This is a genomic window from Kitasatospora herbaricolor (genome assembly GCF_030813695.1).
Lineage (GTDB): Bacteria > Actinomycetota > Actinomycetes > Streptomycetales > Streptomycetaceae > Kitasatospora > Kitasatospora herbaricolor.
Window position 1 is genome coordinate 7,514,237 of record NZ_JAUSVA010000002.1, and the last position, 16,766, is coordinate 7,531,002.

A 16,766-nucleotide genomic window follows, 5' to 3' on the forward strand; every position below is an offset into this window, starting at 1 on the left:
CGCCGGGTCAGGACGGTGCGCGTGCGGTCAGGACGGTTCGCGCGCGGCGAGGTAGCCGCGCCAGCCGCCGTACCCGGTGATGTCCTCGGCGCCGGCCAGCGCGGCCGGCTCGCAGAGGAACCCCGCGACCCGGCTGCCGTCGGCGAGGCGGACGGACCCGATCGCCATCGGCTCGGGCAGAGCGGCGGTCAGCGTGCCGAGGCCGGCAGCCGGCAGCTCCCAGACCTCCGCCTCGACGGATTCTCCGCCGGACGGCACCCGGACCAGGCCGGGCTTGGCCGGGGCGGTGTCCAGGGCGTACAGGCGGTAGTCCGGCGCCGTCCGGGTGCTACTGGCCAAGGTGGCGCCCAGCGCCAGCAGTTGGCCGTTCAGGGGCTGGCCGGTGAGGTGCGCCCCGAGCACCGCGAGCCGGACCATCGGCGGCCCGGCCGGCGCTGCTGCCGTCGGTCCGGACGTCTGCGCGGCGGCCGGCGCCGGTGGAGCGGCGAGCAGTCGGGCCAGGACAGCCAGCCGGGACTCGGTGTGCGGGCGGCCGATCAGCATCACCCCGAACGGCAGACCGCGGACCTGCCCGGCCGGCACCGCGATGGCGCAGAGCCCGAGCAGGTTGGTCGAGTTGGTGAACCGGCCGAGCCGGCTGTTGGCCCCCACCGGATCGGCGGCGACCTCCGCCAGGGTCGGGTGGCCCGGCGTGGTGGGCAGCAACAGGGCGTCCGCCTCCCCCAGTTCGGCCAGGGCGAGGTCCCGCAGCCGGGACAGCTCCGCCAGGTCGCGGTACAGCCGGTGCGCGGGGATGTCACGGCCGGCGGTGATGATCCGGCGCACCACCGGGTCGAGATCGGGTGCCGCGGCCTGCTTCTCGATGAACTCGCCCACCGCGTCGTAGCGTTCGGCCACGAAGGCGCCCTCGTAGAGCATCCTCGCCACCGCGCCGAACGGGGCCAGGTCGATGTCGGCCCGTTCGGCGCCGGCCGCCGTGAGCCGGTCCACGGCGGCCAGGTAGGCGGCCGGCCAGCCCTCGTCCAGCTCCCCGAGCTGCTCCGGCGCGGGCACCGCGATCCGCCAGGGCCCCGGGCGGCGCGGCGCCGGGCCGACCGGGACGGGGTCGGCGACGATCCCGTACGCGAGTTCGGCCACGTCGACGGACCGGGCGAACACCGAGACGCAGTCCAGGCTGCGGCAGGCCGGGACCACGCCGGTGGTCGGCACCACGCCGCCGGTCGGCTTCAGCCCGACGACGCCGTTGAAGGCGGCCGGCACCCGGCCGGAGCCGGCGGTGTCCGTCCCGAGCGCCAGGTCGACCAGGCCCAGGGCGACCGCGACCGCCGAACCGGAGCTGGAGCCGCCCGACACCCGGGCCGGGTCGACGGCGCTCCGCACCGCGCCGTACGGGCTGCGGGTGCCGACCAGGCCGGTGGCGAACTGGTCGAGGTTGGTGGTGCCGAGCGGCACCGAGCCGGCCGCCCGCAGCCGGGCCACCGCGGGGGCGTCCGCCTCGGGCAGGTAGGCGAAGGACGGACAGCCGGCGGTGGTCGGCAGGCCTGCCAGGTCGATGTTGCCCTTCACCGCGAACACCGTTCCCGCCAGGGGCAGGTAGGCCCCGGCGGCCCGGCGGGCGTCCACCCCGGCGGCCTCCCGCTCCACCTCGTCCTGCGGCCGCAGACCGATCCAGACCTCCGGCCGGTCCGCCTGGTCGATCCGCCGGTACGCCTCGCGCACCCGCCGCACGGCGCCCCCGGCCGCCGGCTCCGCCGCCGCCCCGGCCGCCGTCACGCCGCCACCTCCGCCGGGACGGCGGCCAGCACGACCAGCGGGGAGCCGGCCTCCACCTGGTCGCCCGGTCCCACCAGCAGCTCCGCCACCACGCCGTCGCGCGCGGCGAACACCGGGGACTCCATCTTCATCGCCTCCAAGGCCATCAACTGCTGCCCCTGACGGACGCTCTCGCCCGCCCTGACATCCACCTTCCAGACGCAGGCGGTGAATTCGGCCTCGACCACCGCCCCGCCGGGCGGCGCGAGGACCTGCCGGACCGGCCCCGGCACCTCGGCGGCGGCACTCTCGGCGCGGTCGAACTCGCCCGCCTCCTCCCAGGCCTGGCGCTCGGCGCCGAAGGCGGCGGCCTGCACCGCCCGGAAGTCCTCGATCGGGCCGGCGTTCTCGGCCAGGAAGCGCAGATGGTCGGCGAGCGCGAACTCACCCTCCTCCACCTTCAGTTCCAGCCGCCCGGCGGCCATGTCGGCCCGCATCTCCAGCAGTTCGTCCGCCGACACCGGGTACCACCTGATCCGGTCGAAGAACCGCAGCAGCCAGGGCGCGCCCGGGGTGAACGGCCCGCGCTGCTGCCAGCCGGACCACATCTGCACCGTCCGGCCGACGAACTGGTACCCGCCCGGCCCCTCCATCCCGTACACGCAGAGGTAGGCGCCGCCGATGCCGACCGAGTTCTCGGCCGTCCAGGTACGGGCGGGGTTGTACTTGGTGGTGACCAGCCGGTGCCGGGGGTCGAGCGGGGTGGCGACCGGTGCGCCCAGGTAGACGTCGCCCAGGCCCAGCACCAGGTACTCGGCGTCGAAGACCGTCCGGTACACGTCCTCGACCGACTCCAGGCCGTTGATCCGGCGGATGAACTCGATGTTCCACGGGCACCACGGGGCGTCGTCCCGCACGCCCGCCATGTACCGGGTGATCGCCTCGCGGGTCGCCGGGTCGTCCCAGGAGAGCGGCAGGTGGACCGTCCGGCTGGGCACCCGCAGCTCGCCGGTGGCGGGCAGCGCGGCCTCGATCTCCCGGACCAGTTCCAGCAGCCGGGGAACGGGCAGGACGTCCGGGTCGGTGTGCACCTGGAGCGAGCGGATCCCCGGGGTGAGGCCCAGCATTCCGGCCGGCTGCTCGGCGGCCAGCCGTTCGGCCAGCGCGTGCACCCGCATCCGCAGGGCCAGGTCCAGCTGCATCGGCCCGTACTCGACCAGCAGGTTGTCGTCGCCGCTGCGCCGGTAGGTGACGCTCGGCCGGTCCGCCGTGGCGGGCAGCCGGCCCAGCACGCCGCCGTCGGTGATCGGCGAGCGGGAGGGCGCGGGCGCCGCGGCGGGGGAGCGGCGCAGGCCGGCTGCGGCGTCCAGGGTGACCGGCACGAAGCGGACGGTGTCGCCCGGGCGCAGCTGGCCGAGCTTCCAGCGCTGGCCGGTGACGACGGTGGCCGGGCAGACGAAGCCGCCGAGCGAGGGGCCGTCCGGGCCGAGCAGGACGGGCATGTCGCCGGTGTAGTCGACGGCACCGACGGAGTACGGGGTGTCATGGATGTTGGAGGGATGCAGGCCGGCCTCGCCGCCGTCGGTCCGCGCCCAGGCGGGCTTGGGGCCGACCAGCCGTACGCCGGTGCGGGCGCTGTTGAAGTGGACCTTCCAGTCGGCCGCGTAGAAGGTCTCCACGTCCTGCTCGGTGAAGAACTCCGGTGCGGCGTGCGGGCCTTCGGCGGCCGGCAGCTCCCAGACGGTGCCGAACTCCGGGCGCTCGGCCGGCGGGACGGGGGCGAAGGCGGGGTTCGGGCCGCCGGCGCCGCCGTGCAGGACGTCGCCGGCCCGCAGCGCCCGGCCGCCGTGGCCGCCGAACTTGCCGAGGGTGAAGGTGGCGGCGCTGCCGAGGAACCGGGGGACGTCCAGGCCGCCCGCGAGCAGCAGGTAGGTGCGCAGGCCGGGGCCGGGCGGGGCGGCGAGGTCGAGCACGGCGCCGGCCGGCACGAGGACGGGCTCCCACTGCGGGACGGGCCGGTCGTCCACGGTGACGGCGGCGGGGGCGCCGGTCACGCAGACCCAGGTCGGGTGGGTGAAGCGCAGGGCGGGGCCCTGCAGGGTGCATTCGAGGCCGGGCAGGCCCTCGGGGTTGCCGAGGGCCCGGTTGCCGAGCCGGAACGACAGGTCGTCCATCGGCCCGCAGGGCGGCACCCCGACGTGCCAGTACCCGGTGCGGCCGGGCCAGTCCTGGACGGAGGTGAGGGTGCCGGCCCGCACCACCTCGATCCGGGGCGTGGGGTCGGTGACACCGGCGAGCGTCGCGGTGTGGTGCGCGGCGGCGCGGACGGCCTCGACGGAGGGAACGGCGCGCAGCAGGCCGAGGTTGGTCTCGATGCCCTCGATCCTGGTGCCCGCCAGGGCGGTGGTGAGTTCGGCCAGCGCGTGCTCGCGGTCGGTGCCGTGCACGATCACCTTGGCGAGCATCGGGTCGTAGGAGGTGGTGACCTCGGTGCCGGTCTCCACCCAGGCGTCGACCCGGGCGCTCGCGGGGAAGGTCACCTCGGTGAGCAGGCCGGCGCTGGGCCGGTGGTCGCGGCTCGGGTCCTCGGCGTAGATCCGTGCCTCGACGGCGTGGCCGACCGGCGGGCCGACCTCGCGGACCACCCCGGTGTCGCCCTGGGCCAGGCGCAGCATCCACTCCACCAGGTCGACGCCGTGCACCGCCTCGGTCACCGGGTGTTCCACCTGCAGACGGGTGTTGACCTCCAGGAAGTACGCCTCCTCGCGGACGGCGTCGTAGACGTACTCGACCGTGCCCGCCGACCGGTAGTCCACCCCGGCGCACAAGGCCCTTGCGGAGTCGGCGAGTTGGGCGCGGACCCGGTCGGGCAGGCCGGGGGCGGGGGCTTCCTCCAGCACCTTCTGGTTGCGGCGCTGGAGCGAGCAGTCCCGGTCGCCGAGGGTGACGACCCGGCCGGTGCCGTCCCCGAAGACCTGCACCTCGACGTGCCGGGCCCGCTCCACCAGGCGTTCCAGGAACACGCCGGCCGTCGAGAAGCTGGCGGCGGCGACCCGCTGCACCCGCTCCCAGGCGTCGGTGAGTTCGGCCGCCGAGCGGCAGGCCTGCATGCCGATCCCGCCGCCGCCGCCGGTGGCCTTGAGCATCACCGGGTAGCCCACGGACTCGGCGGCGACCAGCGCCTCGTCCAGGCCCGGGAGCAGCCCGGTGCCGGGCAGCAGCGGGACGCCGGCGGCCTCGGCGGCGGCCCGGGCGGTGTGCTTGGCGCCGAACACCTCCAGCTGCTGCGGGGTGGGCCCGACGAAGGCCAGGCCGGCGGCCTCGACCCGGCGGGCGAACCCGGCGTCCTCGGAGAGGAACCCGTAGCCGGGGTGGACCGCGCCGGCCCCGCTGTCCAGGGCGGCACCGAGCACCAGGTCGGCCCGGAGGTAGCTGTCCTTGGCGGGGGCCGGGCCGAGCCGCACGGCGTAGTCGGCCAGCCGGACGTGCGGCGCCGAGCGGTCGGGGTCGGAGAACACCGCGACCGTCCGCAGGCCGAGCCGGCGGGCGGTGCGGATGACGCGGACGGCGATCTCGCCCCGGTTGGCGATCAGCAGGGTGTCGTAGGTCATCGGCTCAGTCCTCGCTGATCGTCATCTGGACCGGCGTCGGGTCGAAGCCGTTGCAGGGGTTGTTGATCTGCGGGCAGTTGGAGACCAGGACGAGGACGTCCCTCTCGGCCCGCAGGACGACCTTCAGCCCGGGCGAGGAGAGCCCGTCCACGATGCCGAGGGTGCCGTCGGCCTCGACCGGCACGTTCATGTACCAGTTGATGTTGCTCACCAGGTCACGCTTGCCCAGGCCCCAGCGGGCGCCCTCGGCAAGGAAGTTCTCCACGCAGGCGTGCTGGGACCAGGTGTGGTGGCCGTAGCGCAGGGTGTTGGACTCCTTGGAGCAGGCGCCGCCGACGGTGTCGTGCCGGCCGCAGTCGTCGGCCAGCACCGTCATCAGCGGGGTGTGCTCGTCGGAGAGCAGCACGCTGCCCTTGGTGAGGAAGAGCGAGCCCTGGGCCTGCAGGGTGTCGGGGGCGCTGTAGCGGACGGTGGTGTCGTGGGCGTCGTAGAGGAGGCAGTCGACCGCCTGGTTGCCCGCCAGGTCGGTGATGGTGAGCAGCTGTCCGCGCCGCACGACGGCCGACCAGCCGGCGCGGGCGGGGACGAGCTGGTCCAGGACGACGGTGGTCATCGTGCCTCCAGGGTGGTGGAGTTGGCGGCGTCGGTGTTGAGGAAGGCGCGGTGGGCCTCGGGGGTGGCGGTGCGCGGCCCGTCCCCGGGGGCGGTGGGGCGGCCCGGGACGGCGCGGACGGCGAGCGGGGTGCAGTGGTAGCCGGGGCGCGGGTCCAGCGGGTGGGCGGTGTTGGCGATCAGCACGGTGAGCGGCTGCTCGGCCCGCAGCGTGACCCGGGCGCCGGGGCCGGCCGAGCCGGTCGGGGTGAGGGCGCCGTCCGGCTCGGCCCGCACACCCTTGAAGAAGGAGACGGCGGGCGGGAGGTCACGGGGGGTGAGGCCGTGCTTGGCCGCGGCGAGCTTGAACAGTTCGCGGCCGGCGGGTGAGGGACCGTGGGCGCTGCCGTCCCCGTACCGGGCGGCGTTGCGGGCGGCGGCGGAGGTGCCGGTGAGGGCGTCGTGCCGGCCGGAGGTGTCCTCGACGAGGGTGGCGAGCACCCGGCCCTGGTCGGAGAGGAGCAGGCTGCCGGCGCCGAGGTAGGCGTTCCACTGGACCTTCACGGTGTCGGCCGCGTTGAGCCGCTCCCAGGGGCGTCCGGTGACGTACAGCAGCAGGTGGGCGCAGGCGTCGCCCTCGGTGTCGGTGAGGGTGAGCTCGGTGCCGGCCGGGACGGCGAGGTGGGTGTAGTTGCCGCCGGCCACCGTCTCCGCCCACAGGGTGCCCTCCGGGGGCGGCAGTTGGGGCATGCACTCGACGACCCTGCCGTGCTGGGCCCGGGCGTGGGCGCGGGCGGCCACGGTGGTGGCCGTGGATGTCTCGGGGGTGGTCACGGCGCCTCCTGGGCTGCTGCCGGGGTTTCTGTCGCGTGACAGAAATTAGGGGCGCCGGAGGTCGCCGCCGTTGCCCGTGCGTTTCACGGCGGTTACCGTCCCCTCACCGCCGGAGGGCTGTGCGAGGATCATGCTGTGCCCGCCAACCGAGGAACCCCGCCCCGCGTCGGACGCCCCCGTGCGAAGGGCCCGTCGGACAGTGAACTGACACCCCGCGCCGAGGTGTTGGCGGCGGCGGCCGAGCTCTTCACGGTCAACGGCTACGCGGCCACCACCACCCGCGCGGTGGCGGAGCGCGCCGGACTGCGGCAGGCCTCGCTGTACCACTACTTCACCGGCAAGGACGACATCCTCGCCACCCTGCTGGAGAGCACCGTCGAGCCCTCGCTGACTTTCGCGGGCCGCCTGCTCGCCGGGCTCGGGGAGTGCGACGAGGAGGCGGCCGCCGCCGGGCTCTGGGCGCTCGCCGCCTTCGACGCGGAGCTGCTCTTCGGCGGCCTCTACAACCTCGGCGCGCTTTACCAGCTGCCGGAGGTCCGCGGCGAGCGCTTCGCCGGATTCCGCCGCTCCCGGGGGGAGTTGAAGGCCGCCTACGGCACCCTGCTGGCCCGGCTGGACGAGGCGGACGACCCGGCGCTGCGCACCGACCTGCTGCTCGGACTGGTCGAGGGCGGGGTGGCGGTGGCCCGCGAGACCGGCGGCCGGCGGCCGCGGGAGGTGGGCGAGGCGGTGGCCGACGCCGCCCTGCGGCTGGCCGGCCGCACCGCCGGGCAGACCGGTGCCGCGCGCACGGCTGCGGCCCGGCTGCGGCCCGCCTGAACCAGGGGACGCAGCCGGGCCGGGCCCGGGAGGGGTGGAAGTCTGCTCGGTGCCGGCGTCGGCCCGGTCGTGGGGTCAGCGCCGGCGCAGCCGGTAGGCGGCGCCGGCCGCCAGCGCGGCCGCCAGGAACAGCAGGCTGAACCACTGCAGGTACCAGTGCCCGCCCGCCGGGTCGTACACGGCCGCGCGCGGCCAGGCCAGGTTCACCGTCATCGCCACGCCGTAGAGCAGGGCGAGCACGTTCACCGGCAGTCCCCAGCGGCCCAGGCTGAACAACGGCTCGCCGTGCTCGTCCCGTTCGCCCTCGCTGCCGATCGGCAGCCCGCGCAGCCGGCGCCGCAGCATCGCCCCCACCACCAGCGCGTACGCGGTGTACACCAGCACGATGCAGGTGGTCTCCAGGGCCAGGAAGGCGGACGGTGCCAGCAGGTTGACCAGCAGGAACCCGATCGCCAGCCCGCCGGTCACCAGGGCGGGCAGGTGCGGGGTGCCGGTGCGCGGGGAGACCGCCGCCAGCCGGCGGGAGAACGGGAGGACGCCGTCCCTGGCCATCGAGAAGAGCATCCGGGCGCCGGCGGTCTGCATCGCCAGCGTGCCGACGCAGACGGCCACCGCGACGTCGGCGAGCAGCAGCCGGCCGGGGAGGTCGCCGAGCGTGCTGGTCAGCACGTACGACAGGCCCTCGGTGGCGAGCCGTCCGTCGGTGAGGTCGGGGGCCGCCAGCAGGGCGCCGAGGATCAGCAGGCCGCCGCCGAGTCCGGCGGCGGCCAGGGCGAGCAGGATGGTCCTGGGGGCGGTGCGGCGCGGGGCGCGGGTCTCCTCGGACATCTCGCCGGCGCTGTCGAAGCCGATCATCACGTAGGCGGCGGTGAACGAGCCGACCAGGAACAGCCAGAGGTAGCCGCTCTGCCCGCCGGTGTGCAGCACCACGGTCGGGGTGCGCTCGCTGTGGGTGAAGAGCAGGACGGCGATGAGCAGGATGCCGGTCAGCTCGGCCGTGACGCCGACGCTGTTGACCACCGACATCAGCCGGATGCCGATCACGTTGACCAGCGTGGTGAGGGCGATCAGCGCGGCGCCGAGCAGGACGGCGTTGGCGGCGCCGGTGCCGGTGGTCAGTGCCGGGTCCCCGCCGAGGAGTTGGAAGCCGGGCCAGACGGCGGGCAGCACCACCTGCAGGGCCAGGGCGGCGGCGGTGACCACCACGATCTGCCCGATCACCATCAGCCAGCCGGTGAACCAGCCGTAGGTGGCGTTGGCCAGCCTGGTCGCCCACTGGTAGATCGAGCCGGAGATCGGGTAGCGGGCGGCGAGTTCGGCGAAGCAGGCCGCGACCAGCAGCTGGCCGCCGAGGACGAGCGGCCAGCTCCAGAAGAAGGCCGGCCCGGCGAAGCCGTAGCCGAAGGAGAACAGCTGGAACACCGTGGTGAGCACCGAGATGAAGGAGAAGCCGGCCGCGAAGGAGGCGAACCGCCCCATGGTGCGGTGCAGTTGCTGGGGGTAGCCGAACTCGGTGAGCGACCGGTCGCCGGTGGCCGCGGCGCCGTGCGGGCCGTCGGTCCGGGGTGCGCCGGCCCGGTCGGGCGGTGCGAGGGAAGGGCTGGTGGTCATCGGGCACCGGCTTTCCACGAGGGCGGGGAGGCGAGCGGCCGCACAGTTTCTGTCGGCTGACAGAAATGTGGGGCCGGTCGGCTTCCCCCGCATTGCCCGTCGGTTGCCGGGATGTTGCCTTGTGCTCACCGCCCGTCCGGATCGGGAGCCGGGTCGCCATCGGGTCGCCATCGGGTCGCCGGAGCCTCCCTCGGAGCCCTTGTCGGTGCCCGGATCGGTGCCCTGACCGGGGCCGGGCAGGCGACCGGGCCGCAGGACCGAGGTCGCTGCGGCCCGGGAGGGGACGGTCAGTTGGCAGCGGAGGCGCTCGACGGTGCCGGCAGCTCCAGTCCGTCCGCGCTCTGCGCGCCGGGCGCGGAGCCGGTGAGCGGCGCGGCGGCCGGGCCGCCGGGAGCGGGCCCGGTGCCCGCCCGGCGCCGGGCGAACCACTCGGCGGCCGGCTGGGTCCACCGGGCGGTCAGCGGGCCGATGATGACGAGCAGCAGGACGTACGCGGTGGCCAGCGGGCCGAGGTCCGGCTCGATGCCCGCGGTGACGGCCAGTCCGGCGATGACGATCGAGAACTCGCCGCGGGCGACCAGCGCGCCGCCGGCCCGCCAGCGGCCCCCGCTGCCGATGCCGGCCCGGCGGGCCGCCCAGTACCCGGTGCCGATCTTGGTGAACACGGTGACCACGGCCAGCGCCAGGGCCGGCAGCAGCACCGGCGGGATGCTCGACGGTGTGGTGTTGAGCCCGAAGAAGACGAAGAACACGGCCGCGAAGAGGTCCCGCAGCGGGCTCAGCAGCGAGTGCGCGCCCTCGGCGGCCTCGCCGGAGAGGGCGATGCCCACCAGGAACGCGCCGACCGCCGCCGACACCTGCAACTGCTGGGCGATGCCGGCCACCAGCAGGGTGAGGCCGAGCACGACCAGCAGCAGCTTCTCCGGGTCGTCGTGCGAGACGAAGCGGGAGATCAGCCGCCCGTAGCGGAGGGCCACGAAGAGCACCGCGCCGGCCGTGACCAGCGCGACGGCCAGCGTGATGCTGCCGGCGAGCAGGCCCGCGCCGGCCAGCAGCGCGGTGAGGATCGGCAGGTAGAGGGCCATCGACAGGTCCTCCAGCACCAGGATGCTGAGGATCACCGGGGTCTCGCGGTTGCCCAGCCGGCCCAGGTCGCCGAGGACCTTGGCGATCACGCCGGAGGAGGAGATCCAGGTCACCCCGGCGAGCACCACGGCGGCCACCGGGCCCCAGCCGAGCAGCAGGGCCATCCCCGCGCCGGGCAGCGCGTTGAGCGCGAAGTCGACGGCGCCGGCCGGGTACTGGGCCTTGAGGTTGGTGACCAGGTCGGCCGCGGTGTACTCCAGGCCCAGCATCAGCAGCAGCAGGACCACGCCGATCTCGGCGCCGGTCGCCACGAACTCCTCGCTCGCGGCGAGCGGCAGCAGCCCGCCGTGGCCGAAGGCCAGGCCGCCCAGCAGGTACAGCGGGATCGGCGAGAGCCCGTACCGGCCGGCTATCCGGCCGAGCAGTCCGAGGACCAGGATGATCGCGCCCAGTTCGATGAAGACGGAAGCGCTGTGCATCCGATCACTCCCTTCCCAGAATGGCTGCCGCGGCGTCGACGCCTTCGCGGGTACCGATGACGATCAGGGTGTCGCCCCCGGCCAGCCGGAAGTCCGGCGTGGGGGACGGGACGGCTCCGGTGCGGCGCAGCACGGCGACGATCGAGGCCCCGGTCGCGGTGCGCATCCGGGTCTCGCCGAGCAGCCGGCCGTTCCAGTACGAGACGCCGCTGAGCGGGATCCGTTCGGCGATCAGCCCGAGGTCGGTGGTGTGCAGCAGGGCCGTGCTGTGCTGGGCCGGGCGCAGCGCGTCGACCAGTGCGGCGGACTCGCCCTCGCTCAGGTGCAGGCTGTGCGCGCAGGCGTCGGGGTCGTCGGCCCGGTAGAGGTTGAGGCTGCGTGAGCCGTCCCGGTGGGCGATGACCGAGAGGTGCCGCTGTTCTCGGGTGGTGAAGTCGTACTGGACGCCGACGCCGGGCAGGCTGGTCGTCCGGACGCGGGGGATCGGCACGGCTGGTGTCCTCTCGTCAGGGCTCCTCGGGGCGGGCCCGTCCGGTGCCGGGAGCGGCGGCCGGCCGGCGGGCCCTGGGGGTGCGGGCCCGCCGCGGCGCGGCCGCCGGCGTGCGGCAGGCCCTGGGGCGAAGAGTAATGCAATAGTAAAGTCTTCGGGCGTCGGGCCTGGTCGGGACGGCTGCCGGGGTGGTGCCGGCGGCGGATGCTGAGCGACGGTCGGCCCGAGACTCCGGTCGCCCCGCCGGTTCGCCCGCCGGGCGCGGGGCCTAGGGTGGGCGTACACGACCGATCGGCGGTGCGGCGGCGACGCCGGGATGCGACGGAGGCAGCGGGATGCGCAGCAGCGGGCGGATGCCGGAGCGACTCGACCGACTGGCCGTCCCCGTCGTCGTCGCGCCGATGGCCGGCGGGGCCTCGACCCCGGCCCTGGTCGCCGCGGTCAACGCGGCCGGCGGCCTCGGGTTCCTGGCCGCCGGGTACCTCACCGCCGCCGCGGTCGTCGAACAGATCTCCCGGACCAGTGAACTGACGGACCGTCCGTTCGGCGTCAACCTCTTCGTGCCCGCCGCGCCCGGCGACCTCGCCGCCGTCGACGCGTACCGGGAGCGGCTGCGGCCGGAGGCCGATCGGTACGACGTCCGGCTGCCCGCCACCGTTCCCGACGACCGCGACGACTGGGACGCCAAGATCGCGGCCCTGCTCGCCGATCCCGTCCCCGTGGTCTCGTACACCTTCGGCCTGCCCTCCACCGAGGAGGCCCGCGCGCTGCGCGCCGCCGGCACGCTGCAGATCGGCACGGTGACGACCGCCGCCGAGGCCGCGGCGGCCGCGACGGCGGGGATGGACGCGCTCTGCGTCCAGGGCCCGGCGGCGGGCGGGCACCGGGGCACCTTCGCGGTCGCCGACGAGCCCGGCCGTGTTCCGCTGGGCCGACTGCTGGGCGAGGTCGGCGCGGTGACGGGTCTGCCGCTGATCGCCGCCGGCGGGCTCGGGGACGGCCCCGCCGTGGCCGCCGCCCTGCGGGCCGGCGCGGTGGCCGTCCAGCTCGGCACCGCCTACCTGCGCGCCGACGAGTCGGGGGCGTCCGCCGCCCACCGCGCGGCCCTGGTGGACGGCCGCTTCGCCGGGACGGTGGTCACCCGGGCCTTCACCGGCCGCCCGGCGCGCGGCCTGCGGAACGCGTTCGTCGACCGGTACGAACGCCACGCCCCGGCGGCCTACCCCGCCGTCCACCACCTGACCCGGCCGCTGCGGGCCGCGGCCGCCGCGCGGGGCGACGCGGAGGGGATGCACCTGTGGGCGGGCACCGCGCACCGCCTCGCCCGGACCGGCCCGGCGGCGGAGATCACCCGGGAACTGTGGCGGGAGGCTCAGTCGGCCCTGGGCGGGCCGACCGACGAGGCCGCCACCCGCGCGGGCTCCGCCGCCGAAGGGCCCGGTGGCGCGGGCTCCGGTCCCGAAGGGCCCGTCGCGGAGCGGTAGAACGTGATCTTCCGGTGGATCAGCTCCTGCTGGCGCCGAAGGTGCGCGATCTGCTCCTCCACCTGGACGTCGTGCGCCTCCAGCACCGCGAGCCGCTCGGCGAAGGTGCCCTCGCCCGCGCGCACGAGCTCGGCGAATCGGCGCATCTCGGCGATCGGCATGCCGGTGTCGCGCAGGCAGCGCAGGACACCGAGCCACTCCAGGTCGTGCGGGCTGAACCGGCGGTGCCCGGTGTGCGAGCGCCCGACCGTGCCGAGCAGGCCGATCCGCTCGTAGTAGCGCAGGGTGTCCAGGCTGAAGCCCGACCGTTCGACGGCCTGAGCCGGTGTCAGCCACCCCTCCCCGTCGGGGTGGGCGCCGGGGGCCGGGACGGTGGCACGGGCGGGAGCCGGCCGGGGCGCGGCGGTGTGGGTCATGCGGCAGATCATGCCAGCGCGTCCGGCGGCTTGACCTGGAGTGCGGTCCAGTTGGCAGGGTTCCGAGCGGCTCGCAGCACACCCAGCTCCTGGAGGAACCATGCGATTTCGTACCCTCGGCCGGCGCGCGGACGGCACCCCCGGCCCCGAGGTCAGCGCGCTCTGCCTCGGCGTCCTGCCGTTCGGCACCCGGGTCGACCGGGCCGGGTCCTTCGCCGTGCTGGACCGGTTCGTCGAGCGCGGCGGCACCTTCGTCGACACCGCGAACTGCTACAGCTTCTGGATCGACGGCGCGACCGGCGACGAGAGCGAACTGATGCTGGGCGACTGGCTGGCCGACCGGGACGCGCGCGCCGAGGTGGTGCTCGCCACCAAGGTCGGCGCCCGTCCGGCCGGACCGGGGGAGTGGCCGGCCAACGCCGAAGGGCTCTCCGCCGGGGCGATCCGGGCCGGCCTCGCGGGCAGCCTCCGGCGGCTCCGGACCGACCGGGTCGACCTGCTGTACGGGCACGTCGAGGACCGCTCGGTGCCGCTGGAGGAGACCGTCGACGCCTTCGGGGCGCTGGTCCGGGACGGCGCCACCGACCTGCTCGGCATCAGCAACCAGCTGACCTGGCGACTGGAGCGCTCCCGCGCCACCGCCCGGGCCCGCGGGGTGGCCGGGTACAGCTGCCTCCAGCAGCGGTACAGCTACCTGCGGCCCGCGCCCGGGGCGAACTTCGGCACCCAGGAGCACGTCACCCCCGAACTGCTGGACTACGTCCGCACCGAGCCCGGCCTCACCCTGCTCGCGTACAGCCCGCTGATCCACGGCGCCTACACGGACCCGGCCAAGACCTTGCCCCCGCAGTACGACCACCCCGGCGCGCGGGCCCAGCTCGACGCGCTCCGCGAGGTCGCGGCCGAGACCGGTGCCACGGCCGGGCAGGTCGTGCTCGCCTGGCTGCTGTGCGGGGACGTTCCGGTGATCCCGGTGGTCGGTGCCACCACGGTGGCCCAGCTCGACGAGTCGCTGGACGCCGTCGACCTGGACCTCACCCCGGCCCAGCGCCGCCGGCTCGACGAGGCATGAGCGGGCGGAGCGCGGACCGGGGCGTGGCGTCCCCCGGGAGGGTGGATCTCCGGCGGAGGGGGAGTTACGGTATAAGGGAGAACTTAATCTGGCTGTATGTGGGAGATCACGCTTCTGGCACCGGTGGAGGAGTGGTATCTACAGATCTGTGAGGAGGACCCCAAAACAGCCAGCAACATCCTTGAAGCACTCGACCTGCTTGCGGCGGTCGGGCCGACCCTGGGAAGACCTGCGGTGGACAGGATCCACCGAAGTCGACTGCACAACCTGAAGGAGCTGAGGCCCGGCTCCTCCGGGGCCTCGGAGGTTCGTTTGCTGTTCGTCTTCGATGCTGACCGTGAGGCCATCGTCCTTGTCGCGGGTGACAAGTCCGGGCGTTGGTCCCAGTGGTACGAGGAGGCCATTCCGCTTGCGGAGACACGCTACGCGGATTTCGTCGATGAGCAGCGGAAGGAGAGCGGAAGATGAAGGGACGGAGCTGGACGGAGGTCCGGGCCGAGGCGTTGAGGCGGTTCCCCGAACTCGCCACCCCCGAGGCCGAGGCCGACCGGGCCCGGATCCGGACCGAGACGCTGGCCCGGATCCGGGGGCACGAGCTCGCCGAGCTCCGGCGCTCCGCCGGGATGACGCAGCGTGAGGTGGCCGGGCTGCTCGGGGTGAGCCAGGCGCGGGTGTCGCAGATCGAGCACGGGCAGGTGGACAGCCTGGACAATCTGCGGGCGTACGCGGCGGCGATCGGCGGCGAGGTGGAGGTGTCCGTGCGGCGCGGCGACCGGACGGTCAAGGTCGCCTGACCCCTGACCCCTGACCCCTGACCCGGGCCCCGGGCCCCGGCTCCGGTCCCCCGCCCGGCCGAGCGCCACGGCATCCGGACGCCGCGCCACCCGGACGCCGCGTCCGGACGCCGCGGTGCCGCCCCGCCGAGGGCCCCGCGGCGCCCGCGCGGGCGGCCCGGGTCAGCCCAGCAGGGTGCCCATCCACTCCTCGATCCCGGCCACCGAACGCGGCAGGGCCCCGGACATCAGCCGGGCCCCGTCGGCGGTGACGACCAGGTCGTCCTCGATCCGGATGCCGAGGCCGCGCAGTTCCAGGGGCAGGGTCTCGTCGTCCGGCTGGAGGTAGAGGCCGGGTTCGACGGTGAGGACCTGGCCCTCCTCCAGGACGCCGTCGAGGTAGGCGTCGGCGCGGGCCTGCGCGCAGTCGTGCACGTCCAGGCCGAGCATGTGGCCGCTGCCGCAGAGGGTGTAGCGGCGGTGCAGGCCGCTGTCCTCCCGCAGGGACTGCCCGGCGGGTATCCGGAGCACGCCCCAGTCGGCGAGCCCCTCGGCGATCACCTGCATGGCGGCCCGGTGGAAGTCGCGGAAGGCGGCGCCGGGGCGCAGGGCGGCGATGCCCGCGTCCTGGGCGGCGAGTACCAGCTCGTACGCCTGGCGCTGCACGGGGGAGAAGGTGCCGCTCAGCGGGAGGGTCCGGGTGATGTCGGCGGTGTAGAGCGTGTCGGTCTCCACCCCGGCGTCCAGCAGCAGGAGTTGGGTGGGGTCGAGGCGGCCGTCGTTGCGCGTCCAGTGCAGGACGCAGGCGTGCGCGCCGGAGGCGGCGATGGTGTCGTAGCCGGTGCCGTTGCCCTCGGCGCGGGCCCGCAGGTCGAAGGTGCCCTCGATCCAGCGTTCGCCGCGCGGGTGGCGCAGCGCGGCGGGCAGTGCCCGGACGGCGTCCTCGAAGCCGGCGACCGTGTGGTCGACGGCGAGTTGGAGCTGCGCCACCTCCCAGGCGTCCTTGACCAGGCGCAGTTCGGACAGGGTGGCGGCGAGCCGGGCGTCGGCCTGTCGGTCGGCGCCGGAGCCGGGGCGTCCGGTGGCGTTGTCCAGGGCGGGGTCGACGCCGGCCAGGACCCGGGTGGCGGGGCCCGGGCCGGTCAGCAGCTTGGCCAGGTCGTCGAGGTGCTCGGTGCGCAAGCCGGTGAGCCGGCCGGCCTCGGCGAGGTCGGGGCGGCGGCCGACCCAGAACTCGCCGTAGCGGCGGTCGCGGTAGAACTCGGAGCCGCCGGTGCCGTGGCCCGCGCTGCGCGGGGAGCGGGGGCGCAGGTACAGCACCGGTTCGTGCCCCTCGGGGCCGGCCGGCTCCAGGACCAGGACGTGGCCGACCTGGTCCTCGCCGGTGAGGCCGGTCAGCCAGGCGTAGCCGCTGTGCGGGCGGAAGCGGTAGTCGTCGTCGTTGCTGCGGACCTTCAACTCGCCCGCGGGGACGATGATCCGCTCGCCGGGGAAGGCTTCGGAGAGCCGGGCTCGGCGGGCCGGGGTGTGGTCGTGGGCGGGCACCCGCAGGTCGGCCGGCAGCGGGGTGGCGGCCCAGGCGGTGGCCATGAAGGCGTCCAGGGCGGGGGAGACGGGCAGGTCGTGGCTGCCGGTGTTGAGCCGGGGCGGGCGGGCGTCGGTCATCGTGGCGGCTCCTTGCCGGAGGGCTGAAACGGGACAAAGGCTGCTTGCGGGGAGGAAGTTGGGGCAGCGGCCGGACACAGGTC

14 protein-coding genes are annotated in these 16,766 nt (G+C 75.1%); 5 read left to right on the forward strand and 9 right to left on the reverse strand.

Annotation, left to right across the window (positions count from 1 at the left end):
- Nucleotides 1–27: 27 nt before the first annotated feature.
- The 4 genes from atzF to J2S46_RS32655 are packed head-to-tail and all read right to left on the reverse strand — an operon-like array spanning nucleotide 28 to nucleotide 6,788.
- The gene (gene atzF, locus J2S46_RS32640; RefSeq protein ID WP_229912064.1) at nucleotides 28–1,773 is read right to left on the reverse strand and encodes an allophanate hydrolase; all 1,746 of its coding nucleotides are present in this window, start codon (nucleotides 1,771–1,773) and stop codon (nucleotides 28–30) included.
- A complete protein-coding gene (gene uca / locus J2S46_RS32645; protein ID WP_191288110.1) occupies nucleotides 1,770–5,363 on the reverse strand; it encodes an urea carboxylase in 3,594 nt (1,197 codons plus the stop codon). Before uca ends, atzF begins: the two co-directional genes overlap by 4 nt.
- Nucleotides 5,364–5,367: 4 nt before the next feature.
- Nucleotides 5,368–5,976 carry an urea amidolyase associated protein UAAP2 gene (locus J2S46_RS32650; RefSeq protein ID WP_191288111.1) on the reverse strand — a complete coding sequence of 203 codons (609 nt, stop codon included), beginning with the start codon at nucleotides 5,974–5,976 and terminating at the stop codon, nucleotides 5,368–5,370.
- Entirely contained in the window at nucleotides 5,973–6,788 is an 816-nt protein-coding gene (locus J2S46_RS32655) for an urea amidolyase associated protein UAAP1 (RefSeq protein ID WP_229912066.1), read from the reverse strand. Before J2S46_RS32655 ends, J2S46_RS32650 begins: the two co-directional genes overlap by 4 nt.
- A gap of 135 nt (nucleotides 6,789–6,923) precedes the next feature.
- On the opposite strand from J2S46_RS32655, the gene J2S46_RS32660 reads away from it, so the two are divergent.
- Nucleotides 6,924–7,607: a TetR/AcrR family transcriptional regulator gene (locus J2S46_RS32660; protein WP_191288112.1), complete on the forward strand. Its 684-nt coding sequence runs from the start codon at nucleotides 6,924–6,926 to the stop codon at nucleotides 7,605–7,607.
- Nucleotides 7,608–7,682: 75 nt separating this feature from the next.
- On the opposite strand, the gene J2S46_RS32665 is transcribed toward J2S46_RS32660, so the two are convergent.
- The 3 genes from J2S46_RS32665 to J2S46_RS32675 all read right to left on the reverse strand — a co-directional run bounded on the left by J2S46_RS32665 (nucleotide 7,683) and on the right by J2S46_RS32675 (nucleotide 11,273).
- A complete protein-coding gene (locus J2S46_RS32665) occupies nucleotides 7,683–9,218 on the reverse strand; it encodes an amino acid permease (protein WP_191288113.1) in 1,536 nt (511 codons plus the stop codon).
- A gap of 287 nt (nucleotides 9,219–9,505) precedes the next feature.
- A complete protein-coding gene (locus J2S46_RS32670; RefSeq protein WP_191288114.1) occupies nucleotides 9,506–10,783 on the reverse strand; it encodes a cation:proton antiporter in 1,278 nt (425 codons plus the stop codon).
- A gap of 4 nt (nucleotides 10,784–10,787) precedes the next feature.
- Nucleotides 10,788–11,273 (reverse strand): cation:proton antiporter regulatory subunit, encoded by a 486-nt coding sequence (locus J2S46_RS32675; RefSeq protein ID WP_190212413.1) that lies wholly within the window; start codon nucleotides 11,271–11,273, stop codon nucleotides 10,788–10,790.
- A 335-nt stretch (nucleotides 11,274–11,608) separates the two neighbouring features.
- Here J2S46_RS32675 and J2S46_RS32680 point away from each other — a divergent pair, with 335 nt between their 5' ends.
- Nucleotides 11,609–12,757 carry a nitronate monooxygenase gene (locus tag J2S46_RS32680; protein WP_229912068.1) on the forward strand — a complete coding sequence of 383 codons (1,149 nt, stop codon included), beginning with the start codon at nucleotides 11,609–11,611 and terminating at the stop codon, nucleotides 12,755–12,757.
- Here the strand turns inward: J2S46_RS32680 and J2S46_RS32685 are convergent.
- Entirely contained in the window at nucleotides 12,646–13,173 is a 528-nt protein-coding gene (locus J2S46_RS32685) for a MerR family transcriptional regulator (RefSeq protein ID WP_191288115.1), read from the reverse strand. The two genes, J2S46_RS32680 and J2S46_RS32685, sit on opposite strands and share 112 nt — an antisense overlap.
- A 100-nt stretch (nucleotides 13,174–13,273) precedes the next feature.
- Here J2S46_RS32685 and J2S46_RS32690 point away from each other — a divergent pair, with 100 nt between their 5' ends.
- The 3 genes from J2S46_RS32690 to J2S46_RS32700 all read left to right on the forward strand — a co-directional run bounded on the left by J2S46_RS32690 (nucleotide 13,274) and on the right by J2S46_RS32700 (nucleotide 15,039).
- Nucleotides 13,274–14,245, forward strand: a complete 972-nt coding sequence (locus J2S46_RS32690) for an aldo/keto reductase (protein WP_191288116.1) — start codon at nucleotides 13,274–13,276, stop codon at nucleotides 14,243–14,245.
- 96 nt (nucleotides 14,246–14,341) lie between these two features.
- A complete protein-coding gene (locus J2S46_RS32695) occupies nucleotides 14,342–14,713 on the forward strand; it encodes a type II toxin-antitoxin system RelE/ParE family toxin (RefSeq protein ID WP_191288117.1) in 372 nt (123 codons plus the stop codon).
- Nucleotides 14,710–15,039, forward strand: a complete 330-nt coding sequence (locus tag J2S46_RS32700) for an XRE family transcriptional regulator (RefSeq protein ID WP_190212417.1) — start codon at nucleotides 14,710–14,712, stop codon at nucleotides 15,037–15,039. Before J2S46_RS32695 ends, J2S46_RS32700 begins: the two co-directional genes overlap by 4 nt.
- Before the next feature lie 162 nt (nucleotides 15,040–15,201).
- On the opposite strand, the gene J2S46_RS32705 is transcribed toward J2S46_RS32700, so the two are convergent.
- A complete protein-coding gene (locus tag J2S46_RS32705) occupies nucleotides 15,202–16,683 on the reverse strand; it encodes an aminopeptidase P family protein (protein WP_191288118.1) in 1,482 nt (493 codons plus the stop codon).
- Nucleotides 16,684–16,766 lie beyond the last annotated feature (83 nt).